A 21,054-nucleotide genomic window follows, 5' to 3' on the forward strand; every position below is an offset into this window, starting at 1 on the left:
ATGCTATGCAGCGCACCGGCATCAAGCCAGATAATTCGAGTTATTCAACTATGAGTTCGGTTTATGGCAAGGAACGCGGCGGAAGAAGTCTCCCTGCAGCAGCTGCGCGCGCTGGCGGCGGTGGCCGAATCGGGCAGCTTCACGCTCGCGGCGGAAGCCCTTCAGCTGACGCAGCCCGCGATCAGCCACCTGGTCAAGCGCATGGAGGAAGAACTCGGGCAGCCGCTGGTGGTGCGGGGCCGCCGCATCCAGCTGACGGGCGCGGGCCAGATGATGGTCGAGACCGCCGTGCGCGCGTTGCGGCTGATCGATGAATCGGTGGACGCCTGCCGCTCGCAGTCGCAGCTGCGCGAAGGACGCGTGGTGCTGGCGGTGGGCCACCTCACGGCGGGCGCCCTGCTGCCACCGATGCTCGGCCGGTTCTCGCAGAAGCACCCCACGCTGGCAACCACGCTGCTCGACAGCACCGCGGAGCAGATGATCTCGCGCATCCTCTCGCAGGAGGCCGACCTGGGCTTCGGTTCCGATATCGGGCAGAAACACTCCGAACTCGCGACCGAGCCGCTGTTCACCGAGCGCATGGCACTGTTCGTGCGCGACGACCATCCGCTGGCACAGCGCGTGGTGGTCGATGCCCGGCAGCTCGAGGCGCTGCCCTTCATCCATGTGAACCCCGACGCCAACGTGTGGCGCGCCGTGAGCCGCCAGCTTTCGAGCATGGCCAATGTGTATCCGCGCGTGGTCCACCACGTGTCGATGCTGTCGACGGCTTTCGGCCTGATCCAGGCGGGCGCAGGCGTGGCGCTCCTGCCGCGCTATGTGGAGGTGCTGATGCCCGGCAACCTGCGCGCGGTGGCCGTCACGCGCCCGGTGCTCGAGTACCCGGTCGTCGCCATCCGCCTCGCCAAGCATCCGCTCAGTCCCGCAGCCATGGCCTTCCTCACCATGGCGCGCCAGCACATGAAGCCGCCAAGAGCAGCCAGCAGGCCCTGAAAAAGAAAAAGGCGCCCGAAGGCGCCTCTTGGGTCGCTGTCAATCGAGCCCTCAGTCAACCTCGACGAAGGCTTCTTCGCGCTTCGATTTGACGGCCGGCAGCAGCACGATCACCAGCAGCAGCGCCGCGGCGGCCAGCAGGCTGGCGGAAATCGGGCGCGTGACGAACACGCTCCAGTCGCCGCGCGACAGCAGCAGCGAGCGCCGCAGGTTCTCTTCCATCATCGGCCCGAGGATGAAGCCCAGCAGCAGCGGGGCAGGCTCGCAACCCAGCTTGAAGAAGGTGTAGCCCACCAGGCCGAAGATGCCCACCATCCAGATGTCGAAGGTGTTGTTGTTGGTCGAGTACACGCCAATCGCGCAGAACAGCACGATCGCCGGGAACAGGAACTTGTAGGGCACCGACAGGAGCTTGATCCACATGCCGATCAGCGGCAGGTTCAGGATGATCAGCATCGCATTGCCCAGCCACATCGAGGCGATCAGGCCCCAGAACAGCTCGGGGTTGCTGGTCATGACCTGCGGGCCGGGCTGGATGTTGTGGATGGTCATCGCACCCACCATCAGCGCCATCACCGCGTTGGGCGGAATGCCCAGCGTCAGGAGCGGGATGAAAGAGGTCTGCGCGCCGGCATTGTTGGCCGACTCGGGCGCCGCCACGCCGCGGATGTTGCCCTTGCCGAACGGCACTTCGCCAGGCTGCAGCTTGGTCTTCTTCTCGATGGTGTAGGCCGCGAAGGCCGCCAGCAGCGCGCCGCCGCCCGGCAGGATGCCGAGCGCCGAACCCAGCGCCGTGCCGCGCAGCACCGCGGGGATCATGCGCTTGAAGTCTTCCTTGGTCGGGAACAGGCCCGAGACCTTGGCGGTGAACACTTCGCGCTCGTCGTCGGGACGCGAAAGGTTGGCAATGATTTCGCCGTAGCCGAACACGCCCATGGCAATGGCCACGAAGCCGATGCCGTCGGTGAGCTCCGGAATGTCGAAGCTGTAGCGCGCCACGCCCGAATTCACGTCGGTGCCCACCAGGCCCATCAGGAGGCCCAGCACGATCATGGCGATGGCCTTGAGCAGCGAGCCCGAGGCCAGCACCACGGCGCCGATCAGGCCCAGGATCATCAGCGAGAAATACTCGGCCGGACCGAACTTGAAGGCCAGCTCGGTCAGCGGCGGCGCGAAGGCCGCGAGGATCAGCGTGCCGACGCAGCCGGCAAAGAACGAGCCCAGGCCCGCAGCGGCAAGCGCCGGACCCGCACGGCCCTTGCGCGCCATCTGGTAGCCGTCGATCACGGTCACCACGGAGGAGGATTCCCCCGGCAGGTTCACCAGGATGGCGGTGGTCGAGCCGCCGTACTGCGCGCCGTAGTAGATGCCGGCCAGCATGATCAGCGCCGACACGGGCGGCAGTGCGTAGGTGGCGGGCAGCAGCATCGCGATGGTCGCGACCGGACCGATGCCCGGCAGCACGCCGATCAAGGTGCCCAGGATGCAGCCGACCAGGCAGTACAGCAGATTGGTGAAGGTAAAGGCAACGCCAAAACCCATCGAGAGGTGTTCAAACAATTCCATTTGCGCGCTTTCTTCTCAACCGGTGATGAAGGTCGGCCAGACCTGGATCTGCAGCTTGAGCGCCCAGATGAAGGCGACATAGCTGCCGACGGCCAGCACGGTGGCCAGGATCAGCACGCTGGGGAGCTTGAACTCATGGCCCGCCAGGCTCGAGATGATCACGAGCGCGTAGATGGCGATGATCATTCCCATGGCCGGCACGCCGATGCTCGGCAGGCCGCCCAGCAGGATGCCGAACGCGAGATTGGCGCCCAGGATGAACACGACCTGCTTCCAGGCCCACTTGCCGATCTTTTCGCCGTCGGTGGTTTCGACGGTCAGGCCGCTGAACATGATGCCCAGGCCGATGACGGCCATCAGGATGCCCAGCATCAACGGGAAGTAACCCGGCCCCATGCGGGCGCCGCTGCCTACGCTGTAGGTGGTGGCGCCCCATGCGAACGCCACGCCCACGACCGTAAACATCAGTCCCGAGAAAAAGTCTTTCTGACTCTTGATTTTCACGAACAGTCTCCTCGAACAAATTTCGATGCGAGATTGTCGAGTCAGCTGGCGGTCAGCCCGATGTGGATTCCACTAACCGAAAGCCTAGGGATAACCCCTGGGCCTCGCCGCTGCCGTTCACTCCAGCGGCGGCGTCGCGCTCAGCACTTCCTCGATGGTGGTGACGCCTTCGGCGATGCGCAGCGCCCCGGCCAGGCGCAGCGGGCGCATGCCGTCGATCACGGCCTGCCGGCGCAGCCCGGCCAGGTTGGGCTCCTTGGTGACCTGGGCCTTGAAGTCTTCGCTGATGCTCAGCAGCTCGTACAGGCCCATGCGGCCCATGTAGCCGGTCATGCGGCAGTCGACGCAGCCCACGGGCTTGTAGGCGCGCACCGAACCGGTGATCTGCCAGGGTTTGACGATGGTTTCGAGCTTCTCGCGCGTGACCGTGTCGTCGGGCTGCTTGCAGTTGGGGCACAGCGTGCGCACCAGCCGCTGGGCCAGCACGCCGAGCATCACGGCGTTGATCAGGTAGGAAGGCACGCCGAGCTCCATCAGCCGGGTGATGGCGCTCGGTGCATCGTTGGTGTGCAGGGTGCTGAACACCAGGTGGCCGGTGAGCGCGGCCTGCACCGCCATCTCGGCCGTGGCCAGGTCGCGGATCTCGCCGACCATGATGATGTCCGGGTCTTGCCGCATCAGCGCGCGCAGGCCTTCGGTAAAACCGAAATCGAGTTGCGGCTGCACCTGCGTCTGGTTGAACGAAGGCTCGATCATCTCGATCGGGTCTTCGACCGTGCTCACGTTGACCTCTTCGGTGGCCACGCGCTTGAGCGTGGAGTACAGCGTGGTGGTCTTGCCCGAGCCGGTGGGCCCGGTCACCAGGATGATGCCGTTGGGCCGCGTGACGAGCTGCTCCCAGCGCTGCGCGTCGTGCTGCGCGAAGCCCAGCGCGTCGAGATCCTTCACCGCGGTGTCGGGATCGAAGATGCGCATCACCATCTTCTCGCCGAAGGCGGTCGGCAGGGTGGACAGGCGCATTTCGACTTCGTCGCCGCGCATGTTGCGCGTCTTGATGCGGCCGTCGAGCGGACGGCGCTTCTCGACCACGTCCATGCGGCCCAGCAGCTTGATGCGCGACACCATGGCGTTCATCACGCCCATGGGCATCTGGTAGGCCGGATGCAGGATGCCGTCGATGCGAAAGCGGATCACGCCCTGCTCACGGCGCGGCTCCAGGTGGATGTCGCTCGCGCGCTGGTCGAAGGCGTATTGCCAGAGCCAATCGACCACCTGCACCACGCTCTGGTCGTTGGCGTCGAGCTGCTTGGTGCTCTTGCCCAGCTCCACCAGCTGCTCGAAGCTCGCGCCGCCGGTGTTGCCGCCGGCTTTCTGCGCGGCGCGCACCGACTTGGCGAGCGCGAAGAACTCGGCCGTGTAGCGCTGGATGTCGGTGGGGTTGGCCACCACGCGGCGCACCGTGCGGCGCGACTGGCGCTCCACCTCGGCGATCCAGTCGGTCAGGAAGGGCTCGGCCGTGGCCACCACCACTTCATTGGGCAGCACCTGTACCGGCAGCACCTTGTGGCGCTCGGCATAGGCCGCGCTCATGGTGTCGGCGACTTTGCCCACGTCGACCTTGAGCGGATCGATGCGCAGGTAGGCCAGCCCCGCGCGGCCGGAGAGCCACTGCGTGAGCATTTCGAGATCGAGCGGCTTGCCGTCGCTTTCGCGCGTCATGGCCACGTTGGCCAGCCGCACCAGCGGCGCCTGCCGGCTCTCGGCCTGGGCGCAGCGCGCGATCGTGCGCTTGGCTTCCACCGGAGAAATCATGCCGTCGGCGGCAAGCCATTCGATCAGGCGACGCAGGTCGAGCGGGCCTTCGTGGCGGGCGGCCGGGGATGCGGTAGCGGAAACAGCGCTCATGGGCCGGTTGGTCGGGTGAGGGTGGGATTCAGCGGTTTGAACACGCGCAGCCATTTGGGCGCGGGCAGGCCCCATCGAGTCTGGATCGTTTGGGCGCGCTCGGCAAGGGCTTCGCGCTTGGGCCGGCTGGGTGCTCGCTGCGCCAGCACCACCGTGTTGCCTTCGCGCGTCGGCTTGAAGGCCCAGACCGCGTCGGCGCCGAATGCACCGGCGATCTTCTCGAGGCTGCGTTCGTAGCTCGACGAGCGGCCGAAGAGGTTGACCGTCATGCAGCCGTCCTCGGTGAGCAGCGCGCGGCAATCGGCGTAGAAGTCTTCGCTGTCGAGCACCGGCGCGGCGGCCTCATGGTCGTACAGGTCGACCTGCAGTGCATCGACCGTGCCCTGCCATTCGGGCTTGCGGATCTCCTGCGCGGCATCGGCAATGACCACGCGCAGCTTCGGGTCGTCGGCCGGCAGCTTGAACCAGCCGCGACAGGCCGACACCACCTGCGGATTCAGCTCCACCGCGGTGGTGCGCATGCGCAGGGTCTTGCGGCAGAACTTGGTGAGCGTGGCCGCACCGAGGCCCAGCTGCATCGCATGGCGGCCGGCCAGGCTCTTCGGGTCGGCGAACAGCAGCCAGGCCATCATGCGCTGCACGTATTCGAGCTCGATCTCGAACGGCGCGTCGAGCTTCATCGAGCCCTGGACCCATTCGGTGCCCAGGTGCAGGTAGCGGATGTCGCCCCAGTCGGAAAAGTTGACTTCGGGGAGAACGGGAGTTTTGCTCGTGGCCATCAAAGAAGGTGGTGGGCGTCAAAGACCTCGCGCCAGGCTGCGAGCTTGCGCTCGAAGCTCCACGACGCGTTGGCGGGGCTGGTGGAAGGCAGCTGGTAGACCGGCACCCCGAGGGTGCGCGTGTGGCGCGCATGCTTGAAGCTCTCGCCGCCGTTGTGCGCAATGGCCGCCAGCCGGGGCAGGTGCAGGCCCGCGATGTCATTGGCCACGGGCGCGCGGATGGCGGAGTCGAGGCTGCCCTCGCGCTCGCAGGCCGCATACACGTCCCATACGCCCAGGCCGCGCTCGAGCAGCCACATTTTCTTCCCGGGATAGCTGTCTTCGCCCACGGGGAGCGGATGGTGGGGCCAAACGGCTTGCAAGATTTTCCAGAACTGATTTTGCGGATGCGCATAGTACTGCTGCAGTTCGAGCGACCGCACGCCCGGGAAGCTGCCCAGGATCAGTACGACGGTGGCGGGCGAGACGATGGGGGCCAGGCCCGTGAGCACGGGGCTGCGGGTGTCGGATGCGGCGGGTAGGTTCATGGATGGGCTCTATCTTGGCACTGTCGCCCGCCCATGAAAAAACCCGCCGAAGCGGGTTTTTCCGAAAGCGAATTCCGATTACTTCTTGGCGGCTTCGTTCTCGGCGGTGCCGGGCACCTTCTCGCCGATCGCCTTGCCGGCGCTGCGCATGCCGTCGGCCGTCTTGTGGCCGGCGGTCTCCACGGCGTCGCCGGTCTTGGCGGCCACGCTCTTGGTGGCGTTGGTGGCTTTCTTGGTGGTGCGCTTGGTCGCGTTCCAGGCCTTCTTGGTGCCGCGCTCGGTGGCGTTCACGGCCTTCTTGGTCGTGCGCTTGGTGGCATCGACGGCGTCCTTGCCGGCTTCCTTCACCTTTTCGGTGGTGCTGGGTTCCGCGGTGGCCGGAGCCGGCGTGGCGGTGGCCGGCGCAGTGGTCTGGGCCACGGCGGACACGCCGATGGAGGCGAGCGCGAGGGCGAGCACGACGGGCACGGTGCGAATGAAAGAGGTGGTCATGTGTAAAGACTCCTTGTTGGATGAAGAGTTGGAGTGACAGACTTGCCACTGAACAAGCAACGCCAGTTCGAACGCCAAGGATGACAGTAAAAATGCGCGCCTCGCTTGCGCAAGCGCAAGACGGGGTATCGGCCTACGCGCGGTGCGGCCGGGCTTCCGACAAGGGGAGAAGACTTTCGAGCCGAGGCAGGGCTCTGAGCGCATTCCGAGTCGTGGCCTCGGCCAGTTCATCGATACCGATGCCGCGCAATTGCGCCACCACTTCTGCGATGCGCGGCAGTTCGCCGGGTTCGTTGCGGCCCTGCGATTCACCGGCCGCACGCTGCGCCTGCGTGCGATAGATCCAGTGCGGCTGGATGTCCGGCGCATCGGTTTCCATCACCATCGATTCGAGCGGCAGCGTGGCCGCCAGCCGCCGCAGCTGCAATGCGCGGTCGAAGGTCACGGCACCGCCAAAGCCCAGCTTCAGGCCGATCTCGATGCAGGCCCTGGCCTGCTGCTCGCTGCCATTGAACGCATGGGCAATGCCCTGCCACGGCCGGCCGGCCGCGGTCTGCCGCAGGTGCTTGAGCACCTTGTCGACCGAGCGGCGCACGTGGATGAGCACCGGCAGATCGTGGTTGCGCGCGAGTTGCAACTGAGTGTGAAAAAAGTGCTGTTGCTTGTCGCTGTCCAGCCCTTCCACGAAGTAGTCGAGGCCGATCTCGCCGACCGCGACCAGCCGTGGATCGCCGCGGCGCGCGGCAAGCTCGGCATCGAGTGTCTCCAGGTCGGCCTCCTCTGCATTGCCGGTGCACAGCGGATGGATTCCGAGCGCATAGGCATCGCCCTGCACCTGCGCCAGTTCGCGCACGGTCGCGAAATTGAAGACCGCCACGGCGGGAATCACGCACAGCGCGACGCCGCGTTCGGCCGCCCGCGCACGGATGAGCGGCATTTCCGCACCGAATTCGGGCGCGTCGAGGTGGCAGTGGGTATCGACAAAAACAGCCATGGCGAGATGATGCCCGAAGGGATGCAAGGCAGAAGAAAGCGTGCTACTGTGACTCCCTACTGACCCGTCATCCCTTGCCGGAGGTGCCCCGATGCGCAGGCCCGCTTTCTACAGCCGTTCGCCCCGCACGCTGCCTCAAGCGGCCGATCCCGCGGCCGATGAGGCGGCCGTGCCGTCGCCCGAGGGCGCAGCGGGCAACGGCGCGCCACCCCCGCCGCACGCCAAGGCCGGCTGGCAGCCGGGCCGGCGCAGTTTCGCGTTCCTCCTCGTGCTGTGCACCGCGCTCGTTGCGGGTGGTGCCACGTGGTGGCCCCGGCAGGGCAAGGCGTTGACGCAGAAGGACATCGATTCGGCCGTGCTGCGCACGCTGCAGACCCACACACTCCCCTCGCCCGCCGCCAAGGCCGCCGAGATCGTGCGGCCCTCGGTGGTGCGGGTGGTCGGCTACGGCCCCGAGAAGGCCACGCCCGAGGCCAGGATCCAGAAGCGCGGCCGCAACATGGCCAAGGGCAAGCCGCCCGAAGCCGATGCGCCCCCGGGCGAGGTCGAGCGCGGCGTGGGCACCGGGGTGGTCATCGTCGACAAGGGCGTGATCCTCACCAACCTGCACGTGGTTGCCGGCGCCGAAACCATCAAGGTCACCTTCTCCGACGGGCTCGAGGCCGTGGCCACCATCACCGGCGTGCAGCCCGAGAACGACCTCGCGGTGCTGCAGGCCCAGAAGATCCCCGACGACCTGATTCCCGCCGCCATGCGCTCGACCGCAGACCTGCAGCCCGGCGACCAGGTGGCCGCGGTCGGTTTTCCGTTCGGCATCGGCCCCTCGGTGTCGGCCGGCGTGGTATCGGGCCTGAAGCGCTCGTTCCGCTCGCCCGAGGGCAAGCAGGAACTGGGCAACCTGATCCAGTTCGACGCGGCGGCCAATCCCGGCAACTCGGGCGGCCCGCTGATCAACATGGACGGCGAGGTGCTCGGCATCGTCACCGCCATCCTCAATCCCACGCAGCAGCGCACCTTCATCGGCATCGGGTTTGCGGTGCCCATCGAGAACGCGGCCTCGGCCGCCGGTTCGCCGCCGTTCTAGGCCAGCAGGAACGCGCCCAGTTTCGATCGTTCAACAAGAGGTCCCCGCATGAGCACAGAGAACCCCTTTTCCACCTCTCCCGCCACGGCCGAGCTGATGGAGCAGATCCTCTACGAGGTCAAGCGCGTGGTGGTGGGCCAGGACCGCTTCCTGGAGCGCGTGATGGTGGCCATGCTCGCGGGCGGGCACCTGCTGGTCGAGGGCGTGCCGGGCCTTGCGAAGACGCTCACCGTCAAGACGCTGGCCGATACCGTGCGCGGCCAGTTCAAGCGCATCCAGTTCACGCCCGACCTGGTGCCGGCCGACCTGGTGGGCACGCGCATCTACAACCAGAAGACCGGCGAGTTCAGCACCTCGCTCGGCCCGGTGTTCGCCAACCTGCTGCTGGCCGACGAAATCAACCGTGCGCCGGCCAAGGTGCAGAGCGCACTGCTCGAAGTGATGCAGGAGCGCCAGGTCACCATTGCCGGCGAGACGCACAAGGTGCCGCGCCCCTTCCTGGTGATGGCCACGCAGAACCCGATCGAGACCGAAGGTACCTATCCGCTGCCCGAGGCGCAGGTCGACCGCTTCATGATGAAGGTGCTGGTCGACTACCCCAGCGACGAGGAAGAGTTCGTCATCGTCCAGCGCGTGATCGGCTCGCCGGTCGAGGTCAATCCGGTGGCAACCACCGAGCAGCTCGCCACCCTGCAGGCCGAGGCGCGGCGCGTGTACGTCGACCCTTCGCTCATCCAGTACGCGGTCAAGCTGGTGTCGGCCACGCGCACGCCCGACAAGCACGGGCTGAAGGACATGCGCCGCTTCATCACCTTCGGCGCGAGCCCGCGCGCGAGCATCAGCCTGACCGAAGGCGCGCGCGCTCTCGCGCTGCTGCGCGGCCGCAGCTATGCCCTGCCCGAGGACATGACCGCGCTGGTGCCCGACGTGCTGCGCCATCGCGTGACGCTTTCCTACGAGGGCCTGTCCGAAGGCCTCACACCCGACAGCCTGATCGAGAAGATCATGAGGGCCGTTCCCGCTCCTCCCAAACCCCTGGAACATGAAAAGCTGGTGGCCTGAATGAAACCCACCCCCGTCCCTCGCTCACTTCGTGTAGCTCGACTCCCCCCTCAAGGGGGCAACACCAGCGGCCCGGCAAAGCCGGTTCCGCGGTGTTCCCTTGCTCCATATGAAAAGCTGGTGGCGTAAGGCCCCTGCGGCCGCGAACGACGAACGGCTCATCGCCGAGGCCGGTGGGGCCGAACGCGCGCTGCGCCGGCTCGAATGGACCGTGATCCGCCGTCTCGACGGCCTGCTGCAGGGCGACTACCGCACGCTGATGCGCGGCACCGGGCTCGATCTGGCCGACCTGCGCGAATACCAGCACCACGATGACGTGCGCCACATCGACTGGAACGTCACCGCCCGCCTGCAGACGCCGCATGTGCGCGTCTTCACCGAAGACCGCGAGATGGCGGCCTGGTTCGTGCTCGACCTGAGCCGCTCGGTCGATTTCGGCTCGGGCCTCAAGGCCAAGCGCGAAATCTCGGCCGGCTTCGTCGGCGTGCTCGCGCGGCTGCTCACGCGCCACGGCAACCGGGTGGGCGCACTGGTCTACGGCACCGACCTCGAAGCGGTGATTCCGCCGCGCAGCGGCCGCCGCCACGTGCTGCACCTGCTGCATGCGATGGAGCGGCGCGCTGGCAAGGCCGAGGCCGCGCCCGCGCAAAAGGGCATGACGCGCCTGGCCGACCTGCTGAAATCGGCGGCCATGCTGATGCCGCGCCGCTCCACCGTGTTCGTGGTGTCCGACTTCCTGAGCGAGCCCGGCTGGGAACGCCCGCTCGGCCAGCTGGTGCAGCGGCATGAAGTCATTGCCGTGCGCCTGTTCGACCCGCTCGAACTCGAGCTGCCCGACCTCGGCCTGGTGCCGCTGCGCGACGCGGAAACCGGCGAGCAGCTCTGGGTCGACACGCACGACGCCGGCTTTCGCAAGCGCTTTGCACGCCTGGCGGCCGAGCGCGAGGCCACGCTGCGCGCTGCGCTCGCGAAAGCGGGTGTCGACGCACTCGAGCTTTCGACCAGCGACGACCTGGTGGAAGCCATCGTTCGTTTCGCCGACCTGCGCAAGCGCCGCATGCGCATCGGCCCGGGCAGCATGAAGGCGGTGGCAGCATGACATTTCTCTGGCCTCAATTCCTCTGGTTGCTGGCGGCCTTGCCGCTGCTGGTGTTGCTCTACATCTGGCTGATCCGCCGCAAGAAGAAGCTCGCGGTGCGCTATGCGAGCCTGTCGATCGTGCGCGAGGCCATGGGCGCCGGCCAGAGCGTGCGCCGGCACATTCCGCCCTTCCTGTTCCTGCTGGCCATGGCCGCCATGCTGGTGGCCGCCGCGCGGCCGATGGCGGTGGTGATGCTGCCGTCCAATCAGCAGACCATCATCCTGGCGATGGACGTGTCGGGCAGCATGCGCGCGGCCGACGTGCTGCCCAACCGGCTGGTCGCGGCGCAGGAAGCGGCCAAGAGCTTCATCAAGGATCTGCCGCGCCACGTCAAGGTGGGCATCGTGGCCTTCGCGGGCAGCGCGCAGGTGGCGCAGCTGCCCACCACCAATCATGACGACCTGATCACCGCGATCGACAGCTTCCAGTTGCAGCGCGCCACCGCCACGGGCAACGCGATCGTGGTGTCGCTCGCCACCCTGTTCCCCGACGCGGGCATCGACGTCTCCCAGTTCAGCGCGCCCAGCCGCCAGCGCGGCACGCCGATCGACCAGGCGGAAAAGCAGGCCAAGGAGTTCACCCCGGTGGCGCCGGGCTCCTACACCTCCGCCGCCATCATCATGCTGACCGACGGGCAGCGCACCACGGGCGTCGATCCGCTCGATGCCGCCAAGGCCGCGGCGGATCGCGGCGTGCGCATCTACACGGTGGGCGTGGGCACGGTCGACGGCGAGACCATCGGCTTCGAAGGCTGGTCGATGCGCGTGCGGCTCGACGAGGAAACGCTCAAGGCCGTGGCCAACAAGACCCAGGCCGAATACTTCTACGCCGGAACCGCCGCCGACCTGAAGAAGGTCTACGAAACGCTGAGCTCGCGGCTCACGGTCGAGAAGAAGGAAACCGAGATCTCGGCGCTCTTTGCACTCGGCGCGGCCATCCTCACGCTGCTGTCGGCGGGGCTGTCGCTGCTCTGGTTCAACCGGATTCTTTGACGGAAGCGCCGGGCCGTGAAACGGCAGGCGGCGACTTCACCGCCCCGATGCCGCCCAGGAACAGGTCGGCCACGATCGGCGCAATGGACGCATGGTCGAGCCGGCCGCCGGGCTTCATCCAGGTAAACATCCAGTTGATCATGCCGAACAGCAGCATGGTCAGCGGCTTGGCGAGGTCGTCGCTCGGCGCGCCCGGCCGCAATGCCGACACGGCACGTGCAAAGCCCGCCACCACCTCGCGCTCCTGGTTCAGCACGCGCTCGCGGTCTTCTTCTTCCAGAAAGCGCACGTCGTCGGTCAGCACGCGGTGCGCGTCCTGCGCGCCGGCGTATTCCTCGACGATGCGGTAGATGAAGCGGCGCAGGCGCTCCTCGTCGGTGTGCGTCGACGCCTCTTCCTCGGCCACCAGCGCCGCGAGCTTGGACACGTGCGTCTCGGCAATGCTGATCAAGAGGCTGCTCTTGTCCTTGTAGTAGTGGTAGAGCGTGGCCTTCGAGAGATTGCAGGCCTCGGCCACCTGGTTCATCGAAGTGGCGGGATAGCCGCGGCGCGCGAACAGCTGGGCGGCCTGCGCCAGGATGAACTCGCGCTGGTCGTCATAGGTGGCGGATCTTCCACGCGGCATCGGGTCTTCTTTCTTCCTTGATTGCAGTGCTTGCGGACAGGCCGTGATCTTGCACGAAGCTAGCCGCGCCTCGTCGCGATCAGCGAACGCACCTCGGAAGCGGGCAGCCGCGGGCGGCCGGGCTCCATCTGCTGCAGCGGCGCGACCTCGCGCAGGCTGGCCAGGCTGCGCACGGTGAGCGCCTGGTAGGTCTGCGTGCCTTCGAGCTTCCAGGCGATTTCTTCCTCGCTCAGCATCTTCTTCACCTTGGCCGGAATGCCCGCCACCAGCGAGCGCGCCGGCACCTTCATGCCGGCCGGCACGAAGGCGCAGGCCGCGACGATGGCCTGCTCGCCGATCTCGGCCTCGTCCATCACCACCGCATTCATGCCCACCAGCGCATCGCGCCGCACGATGCAGCTGTGCAGGATCGCGCCGTGGCCGATGTGGCCGTTGACCTCGACCACCGTGTCCTGGTCGGGAAAGCCGTGGATGCAGCAATGGTCCTGCACGTTGGAGCCTTCCTGCAGCACGATGCGGCCGAAATCGCCGCGCAGGCTGGCGCAGGGGCCGACGTAGCAGCCGGGGCCGACGATCACGTCGCCTATCAGCACGGCGCTGGGGTGCACGTAGGCCGTCGGGTCGACGACGGGAATCACGCCGTCGATGGCGTAGCTGGGCATTCGATCGGTCTCCTTTGTTGTGGCGGGCTCAGGGTTTGCCCTGAATCCATCCGCTTGTGCTGGCATCGGGCTCGATCTTAAAATCTACCGGACGGTCGGTCAATAGTGTTTGCACGCCGATTCGATTCCCACAGACAAGAGAGACAAGCCCGATGCCAGAACCTTTAGTTCTCACCAGCAATGCCGGTGCGGTTCGCACGCTGAGCCTCAACCGGCCCGCGGCGCTCAACAGCTTCACGACCGAAATGCACGGCGAACTGATGGCGGCGCTGGACCTCGCAGCCGACGACCCGGAGGTGCGCTGCGTGGTGCTCACGGGTGCGGGGCGCGCCTTCTGCGCCGGGCAGGACCTGGCCGATCCGGCGGTGGCCCCCGACCTTTCGCCCGGCGCCGCACCCAAGGACCTGGGCCGGGTCATCACCACCTGGTACGCCCCGCTCGTCGCGCGGCTGCGCTCGATGCCGGTGCCCGTGGTTGCCGCCGTCAATGGCGTGGCCGCCGGCGCGGGCGCCAACATCGCACTGTGCTGCGACCTCGTCGTGGCGGCGCGTTCGGCCAGCTTCATCCAGGCCTTCGCCAAGATCGGCCTGGTGCCTGACACCGGCGGCACCTGGCTGCTGCCGCGGCTCGTGGGCTCGGCACGCGCGCTGGGCATGGCGATGCTGGGCGACAAGCTGCCGGCCGAGGAAGCCGCGCGCATCGGACTGATCTGGCAGTGCGTGGACGACGCGGCGCTGCCCGAGACGGCCGCCGCGCTCGCCTCGAAGCTGGCCGCCATGCCCACCCGTGCCCTGGTCGCCACGCGCCAGGCCATGGCCGCAGCGCAGGGCATGGACCTGGAAACGGCACTGGCCGAAGAAGCACGCATCCAGCGAGAGATGGGCAATGCCGGCGATTACCGCGAAGGTGTCGAAGCCTTCCGCGCCAAGCGCGCGCCGCAATTCAAGGACCGCTAGACCATGGCAGACACGACCCGCACCCCCCAGCAAACCGCCGAGCACGTCCGCGACGGCATGTTCGCGAACGACAACGCCAGCAAGGGCCTGGGCATGCGCATCGTCGAGGTCGGCCCCGGCCAGGCCACGCTCGAAATGCGCGTGCGCACCGACATGCTCAACGGCCACGCCATCTGCCACGGCGGCTTCATGGCCACGCTGGCCGATTCCACCTTTGCCTTCGCCTGCAACTCGTACAACGAGCTGACCGTGGCCTCGGGCTTTTCCATCGACTTCATCGCACCGGCGCGTGAAGGCGACGTGCTTACCGCGCGCTGCTTCGAAGTGTCGAAGGCCGGCCGCACCGGCGTGTACGACACCGAAATCACCAACCAGCGCGGCGAGCGCGTCGCCATCTTCCGCGGCCGTTCATACACCGCCAAGGGCCGCCCCGCCGTTGCCGCCTGAGGAGACACAAGCCCATGACAGCCAGACACCCTGCCCCCGGCGAGCTCGAGCCCATCGAAACCGCGAGCCGCGACGAGATCACCGCGCTGCAGATCCAGCGCCTGCGCGCCACGCTGCAGCGGGCGTACGACAACGTGCCGCACTACCGCAAGGCCTTCGATGCCAAGGGCGTGCACCCCGATGACCTGAAGTCGCTCGCCGACCTGTCGAAGTTTCCGTTCACGGTGAAGGCCGACCTGCGCGACAACTACCCCTTCGGCATGTTCGCCGTGCCGCGCACGCAGGTGGCGCGCATCCACGCCTCGTCGGGCACCACCGGCAAGCCGACCGTGGTGGGCTACACGCTCAAGGACATCGACACCTGGGCCGGCCTGGTCGCGCGTTCCATCCGCGCGGCGGGGGGGCGCGCCGGCGACATGGTCCACGTGTCTTACGGCTACGGCCTGTTCACGGGCGGCCTCGGCGCGCACTACGGCGCCGAGCGCGCGGGCTGCACCGTCATCCCGATGTCGGGCGGCCAGACCGAGAAGCAGGTGCAGCTGATCCAGGACTTCAAGCCCGACATCATCATGGTCACGCCCAGCTACATGCAGGTGATCATCGAGCAGTTCGAGCGAATGGGCCTCGATGCAAAGGACAGCTCGCTCAGGATCGGCATCTTCGGCGCCGAGCCGTGGACCGAGGCCATGCGCCGCGACATCGAAGGCAAGGCCGGCCTCGATGCGGTCGACATCTACGGCCTGTCCGAGGTGATGGGCCCGGGCGTGGCCAGCGAATGCGTCGAGAGCAAGGACGGCCCCGTGATCTGGGAAGACCACTTCTACCCCGAGATCATCGACCCCGACACCGGCGAGCCGAAGGCCGACGGCGAGGAAGGCGAACTGGTCTTCACCTCGCTCAGCAAGGAAGCCATGCCGATCGTGCGCTACCGCACGCGCGACCTCACGCGCCTGCTGCCGCCCACCTCGCGTTCGTTCCGCCGCATGGGCAAGATCGTCGGGCGCAGCGACGACATGATGATCATCCGCGGCGTCAACGTCTTTCCCACGCAGGTGGAAGAGATCGTGCTCGCGCACGAGCGGCTCTCGGGCCTCTACCAGGTGCACGTGCGCCGCGAGGGCCTGCTCGACGAGGTCGAGGTGCATTGTGAGCTCGAGCACCGCCACGCCGGCATCGACGAGGCCGAGCGCAGGGCCATCGCGGCCTGGGTGCAGGACCGCGTGAAGACGCTGGTCGGCATCTCGACCACGGTGCGCGTGTTCGACCCCGATTCCATCGAACGCACGCAGACCGGCAAGGCCCGGCGCGTGATCGACACGCGCCCGCGCTGAGCGCGGCGTTTCAACCCCTTTTGCGAAGGACACCCACATGTACACCCAGGCCATGGACACCGCGGGCAAGGATGCAGGCGACGGCAAGCAGAAGGCCGTGCGCTCCGCCGAGGAGATGCGGCTCGAGGAGCGCTTCGACGCGCACATCGACGCTGGCGACTTCATCGAGGCGAAGGACTGGATGCCCGAGCACTACCGCAAGACGCTGGTGCGCCAGATCAGCCAGCATGCGCATTCGGAGATCGTCGGCATGCTGCCCGAAGGAAACTGGATCGGCCGCGCGCCCACGCTCAAGCGCAAGGCCATCCTGCTGGCCAAGGTGCAGGACGAAGGCGGCCACGGCCTCTACCTGTATGCCGCCGCCGAAACGCTGGGCACCTCGCGCGACCAGATGTTCGATGCGCTGCACAGCGGCCGCGCCAAGTACAGCTCGATCTTCAACTACCCGACGCTCACCTGGGCCGACATGGGCACCATCGGCTGGCTGGTGGACGGCGCGGCCATCATGAACCAGGTGCCGATCTGCCGCTGCTCGTATGCGCCCTACGCGCGCGCCATGATCCGCATCTGCCGCGAGGAAAGCTTCCACCAGCGCCAGGGCTACGAAGCGCTGCTGACCATGATGACCCACGGCACCGAGGCGCAGAAGGCGATGGTGCAGGACGCGGTCAACCGCTGGTGGTGGCCCTCGGTCATGATGTTCGGCCCGCCGGACGACCAATCCCCCAACAGCGCGCAATCGATGCGCTGGGGCATCAAGCGCTTCAGCAACGACGAGCTGCGCCAGAAGTTCATCGACGCCACGGTCGAGCAGGCGCGCATCCTCGGCGTGACCCTGCCCGATCCCGACCTGAAGTGGAACGAGGAGCGCCAGGCGCACGACTTCGGCGCCATCGACTGGAGCGAGTTCTGGCGCGTGATCGGCGGCGACGGCCCCTGCAACCGCGAGCGGCTGCAGGCCCGCGTCGACGCCTGGGAAGACGGCGCATGGGTGCGCGAAGCCGCGCTGGCCCACGCCAACAAACAACCTATGAAGGAGGCGGCATGACCGTCGAACAGAAGCAAGAGTGGCCCCTGTGGGAAGTGTTCGTGCGCAGCAAGGCCGGTCTCGACCACAAGCATTGCGGCAGCCTGCACGCCGCCGACCCGAAGATGGCGATCCAGATGGCGCGCGACGTCTACACGCGCCGCCAGGAAGGCAGCAGCATCTGGGTGGTGCGCTCGGACCAGATCGTGGCCAGCGACCCGGGGGACAAGGACATGTTCTTCGATCCCGCGGAAGACAAGGTGTACCGGCATCCCACCTTCTACAAGTTGCCCAAGTCCGTGGACCACATGTGAGCGGCGCGCCATGCAAGCATCGATCGAACTGAACCGCACGCCTGCCGTGCAATACCTGCTGCGCATCGGCGACACCTGCCTCGTTCTGGCGCAGCGCCTCGGCGAATGGTGCGGCCATGCGCCCGTGCTGGAAGAAGACATCGCGATGGCCAACATCGCGCTCGACCTCGTGGGCCAGGCGCGCGCACTGCTCACGCACGCCGGCAAGCTCGAAGGCGCCGGCCATGAGCACGACGAAGACCAGCTCGCCTACCTGCGCGACGAACGCGACTACTTCAACCTCACGATGGTCGAGCTGCCGCGCGGCGACTTCGCCTTTGCGGTGGTGCGCAACACGATGGTCGCCACGCTGCTCAAGCTGCTGTGGCAGCGCCTCGCCGCGTCGTGCGATGCCGAAGTGGCCGCCATCGCCGGCAAGGCCGTGAAGGAAGCGCGCTACCACCAGCAGCATTCGGGTGACTGGGTCGTGCGGCTCGGCGACGGCACCGATGAATCTCGCCGCCGCACGGAAAAGGCGCTGAGGCAGCTCTGGCTCTACATGCCCGAGCTGTTCGAGAGCGATGCGGTCGATGCGCAGGCCAGCGCGAGCGGCCTCGGCCCCGCATGGAGCGAGCTGCGCGAACCGTGGCTTGCCGAGATGCAGCAGGTGCTCGACGCCGCCGGGCTCGCGATGCCGCAGGAGACTGCCTTCCGCAGCACCGGCAAGCAGGGCGTGCACAGCGAGCACATGGGCTACATCCTGGCCGAGATGCAGTATCTCCAGCGCAGCTATCCCGGAGGCGTGTGGTGAACACCGCCCTCGCATCGCGCGTCGACGCGGCCTGGGCCGTGCTGCACACCGTCCTCGACCCCGAGGTGCCGGCCGTGTCGGTCTGCGACCTGGGCATCGTGCGCGAGGTGATCGAACACGGCGACGGGCTGGAGATCGTGCTCACGCCGACCTACTCGGGCTGCCCCGCGACCGAAGCCATCGAGCACGACGTGCTGGCCGCCATCGAAAAGGCAGGCCTCGGCCGCGCACGCGCCACCTTGCGGCGCGCGCCCGCCTGGAGCAGCGACTGGATCAGCGAGGAAGGCCGCGCCAAGCTCAAGGCCTATGGCATCGCGCCGCCGGCCCACCTCACGCCCGAAGCGGCCGCCGGCACCGCCGTGCCCATCCGCCTCTTCGGCCGCATCGCCGGCGGCGAACGCATTGCCTGCCCGCGCTGCGCGAGCGAGCGCACCGAGCGCCTCTCCGCCTTCGGCTCCACCGCATGCAAGGCGCTCTACCGCTGCCTCGCCTGCCGCGAACCCTTCGAACACTTCAAGCCGATCTGAGCGATGAGCACCCTCTTCCATCCCCTGCGCGTGAAGGCTGTCGAACCCGACACTTCGGAAGCCGTCATCGTCTCGTTCGAAGTGCCGCCCGAGCTGCAGCAGGTCTTCGGCTTCACCCAGGGCCAGTACCTCACGCTGCGCCGCGACATCGACGGCCAGGACCTGCGCCGCTCCTATTCGATCTGCGCCGGCCTGGACGACGGCGAGCTGCGCGTGGGCGTGCGCAAGGTGCAGGGCGGCGTGTTCTCCAACTGGATCAACGCGCACCTGCAGCCCGGCGACACGGTGCAGGTGATGGCGCCGCAGGGCCGCTTCTTCGTGCCGATCGAGCCGGGCTCCGCGCGGCATCATGTCGGCATTGCGGGCGGCAGCGGCATCACGCCGATCCTCTCGATCATGAAGACGGTGCTCGCGCGCGAGCCGCTGAGCCGCTTCACGCTGATCTACGGCAACCGGCAGCTGCAGTCCACGATGTTCAAGGAAGAGATCGAGGACCTGAAGAACCGCTACATGACGCGGCTCGCGCTGCAGCTGGTGTTCTCCGACGAGCACACCGACTCCCCGCTGGGCTCCGGCGTGATGAACCGCGAGAAGATCGGCGAGTTCCTGAACACGCTGGTGCCGGCCGCCGGCATCGACCACGCCTACATCTGCGGCCCCTTCCAGATGAACGACGAGGCCGAAGCCGCGCTGCTGGCCGCCGGCGTGCCCGAGGAGCGCATCCACATCGAGCGCTTTGGCGTTGCGCTGCCCTCGGCAGCATCGGCAGGCCAGGTGGGTGCGGTGGTGCACGAAGCCCTGCCCGGCGATGCCAAGCAGGCGCGCATCACCATCGTGCGCGACGGGCTGCAGCGCGAGATCACCTTCACCGAAGGGCAGCCGAGCATCCTCGATGCGGCTTCGGCCGCCGGCCTCGAAGTGCCGTTCTCCTGCACCTCCGGCGTGTGCGGCACCTGCCGCGCGAAGCTGGTGGAGGGGGAAGTCCGCATGGAAAGAAACTTCGCGCTCGACAAGAATGAAGTAGCCGCGGGATTCGTGCTGACCTGCCAGGCCCACCCTCTCACTGAACGTGTCACCTTGTCCTTCGACGAGCGTTGACGCCACAACGATTTTTCAACCCGGAGACAAGTCCAAAATGAAATTCTTCTTCAAGCCCCTGCTGATCGCCGCGCTGTGCGCCACCGCCGCCGCGGCCTGGGCCGACGTCAATGTCGGCGTGACGCTGTCGGCCACCGGCCCTGCCGCTTCGCTGGGCATTCCCGAGAAGAACACCATTGCGCTGATGCCCAAGACCATCGGCGGCCAGAAGATCAACTACATCGTGCTGGACGACGCTTCCGACACCACGGCTGCCGTGGCCAACACGCGCAAGCTCATCGCCGAGAACAAGGTCGACATCGTGCTGGGCTCGACCACCACGCCCAACTCGCTCGCCATGATCGACGTGGTGAGCGAAGCCAAGACGCCGATGATCTCCATTGCCGCGTCGGCCCGCATCGTCGAGCCGATGGACGCCAAGAAGCAGTGGGTCTTCAAGACGCCGCAGAACGACATCATGATGTCGCTCGCGATTGCCGAGCACATGGCCGCCAGCGGCGTGAAGACGGTGGCCTTCATCGGCTTCTCCGATGCGTACGGCGAAGGCTGGTCGCAGGAATTCGCCAAGGCGGCAGAACTGAAGAAGCTCAAGATCGTGGCCAACGAGCGCTACGCGCGCACCGACACCTCGGTGACCGGCCAGGCCCTGAAGATCATGGCCGCCAAGGCCGATGCGGTGCTGGTCGCGGGCTCGGGCACGCCGGCCGCGCTGCCGCAGAAGACGCTCAAGGAGCGCGGCTACACCGGCAAGATGTACCAGACGCACGGCGTGGCCAATGCCGACTTCCTGCGCGTCGGCGGCAAGGACGTGGAAGGCACCTTCCTGCCTGCCGGCCCGGTGCTGGTGGCCGAGCAGCTGCCCGCGAGCCATCCGGTGAAGAAGTCGGCCCTGGCCTATGTCACGGCCTACGAGGCCGCGAACGGCAAGAACTCGGTGTCGACCTTCGGCGCGCACGCCTGGGATGCGGGCCTCTTGATGACCTCGGCCGTGCCGGTCGCGCTCAAGAAGGCGCAGCCCGGCACGCCCGAATTCCGCGCCGCGCTGCGCGATGCGCTCGAGCAGGTCAAGGAAGTGTCGGGCGCGCACGGCGTGTTCAACATGACCGCCAACGACCACCTGGGCCTGGACCAGCGTGCCCGTGTCATGGTCAAGATCGAGAACGGCGCCTGGAAATACCAGCCCTGAAACTCGGCTCGCCCCCAGGCTTCGCGCACTTCGTGTCGCTTCTCCCACCCCC

General features: G+C 67.2%; 23 protein-coding genes. 14 read left to right on the plus strand and 9 right to left on the minus strand.

What is annotated here, in order from left to right; translation table 11 throughout:
- The first annotated feature begins 63 nt into the window (after positions 1–63).
- Positions 64–993: a LysR family transcriptional regulator gene (locus IB278_RS06460; protein ID WP_145741204.1), complete on the plus strand. Its 930-nt coding sequence runs from the start codon at positions 64–66 to the stop codon at positions 991–993.
- A 51-nt stretch (positions 994–1,044) separates the two neighbouring features.
- On the opposite strand, the gene IB278_RS06465 is transcribed toward IB278_RS06460, so the two are convergent.
- From IB278_RS06465 to IB278_RS06495, 7 genes are all read right to left on the minus strand, one after another.
- Positions 1,045–2,559 carry a tripartite tricarboxylate transporter permease gene (locus tag IB278_RS06465; RefSeq protein ID WP_145741202.1) on the minus strand — a complete coding sequence of 505 codons (1,515 nt, stop codon included), beginning with the start codon at positions 2,557–2,559 and terminating at the stop codon, positions 1,045–1,047.
- A gap of 15 nt (positions 2,560–2,574) precedes the next feature.
- Positions 2,575–3,063, minus strand: a complete 489-nt coding sequence (locus tag IB278_RS06470; RefSeq protein ID WP_145741200.1) for a tripartite tricarboxylate transporter TctB family protein — start codon at positions 3,061–3,063, stop codon at positions 2,575–2,577.
- A 117-nt stretch (positions 3,064–3,180) separates the two neighbouring features.
- Entirely contained in the window at positions 3,181–4,968 is a 1,788-nt protein-coding gene (locus tag IB278_RS06475; RefSeq protein WP_145741198.1) for a GspE/PulE family protein, read from the minus strand.
- Positions 4,965–5,747 carry a spermidine synthase gene (locus IB278_RS06480; RefSeq protein WP_145741197.1) on the minus strand — a complete coding sequence of 261 codons (783 nt, stop codon included), beginning with the start codon at positions 5,745–5,747 and terminating at the stop codon, positions 4,965–4,967. The genes IB278_RS06475 and IB278_RS06480 overlap by 4 nt, the downstream gene beginning before the upstream one ends.
- Positions 5,747–6,274 carry a DNA-deoxyinosine glycosylase gene (locus IB278_RS06485; protein WP_192323011.1) on the minus strand — a complete coding sequence of 176 codons (528 nt, stop codon included), beginning with the start codon at positions 6,272–6,274 and terminating at the stop codon, positions 5,747–5,749. Before IB278_RS06485 ends, IB278_RS06480 begins: the two co-directional genes overlap by 1 nt.
- A 78-nt stretch (positions 6,275–6,352) precedes the next feature.
- Positions 6,353–6,766 carry a hypothetical protein gene (locus tag IB278_RS06490; RefSeq protein ID WP_145741193.1) on the minus strand — a complete coding sequence of 138 codons (414 nt, stop codon included), beginning with the start codon at positions 6,764–6,766 and terminating at the stop codon, positions 6,353–6,355.
- A 133-nt stretch (positions 6,767–6,899) separates the two neighbouring features.
- Positions 6,900–7,760: a TatD family hydrolase gene (locus tag IB278_RS06495; protein ID WP_145741191.1), complete on the minus strand. Its 861-nt coding sequence runs from the start codon at positions 7,758–7,760 to the stop codon at positions 6,900–6,902.
- A gap of 91 nt (positions 7,761–7,851) precedes the next feature.
- Between IB278_RS06495 and IB278_RS06500 the strand changes: the two genes are divergently transcribed.
- From IB278_RS06500 to IB278_RS06515, 4 genes are all read left to right on the plus strand, one after another.
- On the plus strand, positions 7,852–8,844 hold the full coding sequence (locus IB278_RS06500; protein ID WP_145741189.1) for a S1C family serine protease: 993 nt from the start codon (positions 7,852–7,854) through the stop codon (positions 8,842–8,844).
- A 48-nt stretch (positions 8,845–8,892) separates the two neighbouring features.
- Positions 8,893–9,906 carry an AAA family ATPase gene (locus IB278_RS06505; RefSeq protein ID WP_025569675.1) on the plus strand — a complete coding sequence of 338 codons (1,014 nt, stop codon included), beginning with the start codon at positions 8,893–8,895 and terminating at the stop codon, positions 9,904–9,906.
- Between the two features lie 109 nt (positions 9,907–10,015).
- Positions 10,016–11,005 (plus strand): DUF58 domain-containing protein, encoded by a 990-nt coding sequence (locus IB278_RS06510; protein ID WP_145741185.1) that lies wholly within the window; start codon positions 10,016–10,018, stop codon positions 11,003–11,005.
- Positions 11,002–12,039 (plus strand): VWA domain-containing protein, encoded by a 1,038-nt coding sequence (locus IB278_RS06515; protein ID WP_025569678.1) that lies wholly within the window; start codon positions 11,002–11,004, stop codon positions 12,037–12,039. The genes IB278_RS06510 and IB278_RS06515 overlap by 4 nt, the downstream gene beginning before the upstream one ends.
- On the opposite strand, the gene IB278_RS06520 is transcribed toward IB278_RS06515, so the two are convergent.
- On the minus strand, positions 12,023–12,664 hold the full coding sequence (locus IB278_RS06520; protein ID WP_025569679.1) for a TetR/AcrR family transcriptional regulator: 642 nt from the start codon (positions 12,662–12,664) through the stop codon (positions 12,023–12,025). The two genes, IB278_RS06515 and IB278_RS06520, sit on opposite strands and share 17 nt — an antisense overlap.
- A gap of 59 nt (positions 12,665–12,723) precedes the next feature.
- Complete coding sequence (locus tag IB278_RS06525) at positions 12,724–13,326, minus strand: phenylacetic acid degradation protein PaaY (protein ID WP_145741183.1); 603 nt, start codon at positions 13,324–13,326, stop codon at positions 12,724–12,726.
- 152 nt (positions 13,327–13,478) lie between these two features.
- On the opposite strand from IB278_RS06525, the gene IB278_RS06530 reads away from it, so the two are divergent.
- Genes IB278_RS06530 through IB278_RS06570 form a run of 9 tightly spaced genes read left to right on the plus strand, consistent with a single transcriptional unit; the run spans position 13,479 to position 21,002 of the window.
- Positions 13,479–14,282 (plus strand): enoyl-CoA hydratase-related protein, encoded by an 804-nt coding sequence (locus tag IB278_RS06530; protein WP_192323012.1) that lies wholly within the window; start codon positions 13,479–13,481, stop codon positions 14,280–14,282.
- 3 nt (positions 14,283–14,285) lie between these two features.
- On the plus strand, positions 14,286–14,729 hold the full coding sequence (gene paaI, locus IB278_RS06535) for a hydroxyphenylacetyl-CoA thioesterase PaaI (RefSeq protein ID WP_145741179.1): 444 nt from the start codon (positions 14,286–14,288) through the stop codon (positions 14,727–14,729).
- Positions 14,730–14,743: 14 nt separating this feature from the next.
- A complete protein-coding gene (gene paaK / locus IB278_RS06540) occupies positions 14,744–16,060 on the plus strand; it encodes a phenylacetate--CoA ligase PaaK (RefSeq protein ID WP_192323013.1) in 1,317 nt (438 codons plus the stop codon).
- A 37-nt stretch (positions 16,061–16,097) separates the two neighbouring features.
- The gene (gene paaA / locus IB278_RS06545; protein ID WP_192323014.1) at positions 16,098–17,108 is read left to right on the plus strand and encodes a 1,2-phenylacetyl-CoA epoxidase subunit PaaA; all 1,011 of its coding nucleotides are present in this window, start codon (positions 16,098–16,100) and stop codon (positions 17,106–17,108) included.
- Positions 17,105–17,401 carry a 1,2-phenylacetyl-CoA epoxidase subunit PaaB gene (gene paaB / locus IB278_RS06550; RefSeq protein WP_025569821.1) on the plus strand — a complete coding sequence of 99 codons (297 nt, stop codon included), beginning with the start codon at positions 17,105–17,107 and terminating at the stop codon, positions 17,399–17,401. Before paaA ends, paaB begins: the two co-directional genes overlap by 4 nt.
- Before the next feature lie 10 nt (positions 17,402–17,411).
- Complete coding sequence (gene paaC, locus IB278_RS06555) at positions 17,412–18,191, plus strand: 1,2-phenylacetyl-CoA epoxidase subunit PaaC (RefSeq protein ID WP_145741173.1); 780 nt, start codon at positions 17,412–17,414, stop codon at positions 18,189–18,191.
- Positions 18,188–18,718, plus strand: a complete 531-nt coding sequence (gene paaD / locus IB278_RS06560; protein ID WP_192323015.1) for a 1,2-phenylacetyl-CoA epoxidase subunit PaaD — start codon at positions 18,188–18,190, stop codon at positions 18,716–18,718. The genes paaC and paaD overlap by 4 nt, the downstream gene beginning before the upstream one ends.
- A 3-nt stretch (positions 18,719–18,721) precedes the next feature.
- Entirely contained in the window at positions 18,722–19,816 is a 1,095-nt protein-coding gene (gene paaE / locus IB278_RS06565) for a 1,2-phenylacetyl-CoA epoxidase subunit PaaE (RefSeq protein ID WP_145741169.1), read from the plus strand.
- Between the two features lie 37 nt (positions 19,817–19,853).
- Positions 19,854–21,002: an ABC transporter substrate-binding protein gene (locus IB278_RS06570; RefSeq protein ID WP_192323016.1), complete on the plus strand. Its 1,149-nt coding sequence runs from the start codon at positions 19,854–19,856 to the stop codon at positions 21,000–21,002.
- Positions 21,003–21,054: the final 52 nt, after the last annotated feature.

This window comes from Variovorax sp. VRV01, from assembly GCF_014852545.1.
In the GTDB taxonomy this organism is placed as follows: domain Bacteria; phylum Pseudomonadota; class Gammaproteobacteria; order Burkholderiales; family Burkholderiaceae_C; genus Variovorax; species Variovorax beijingensis_A.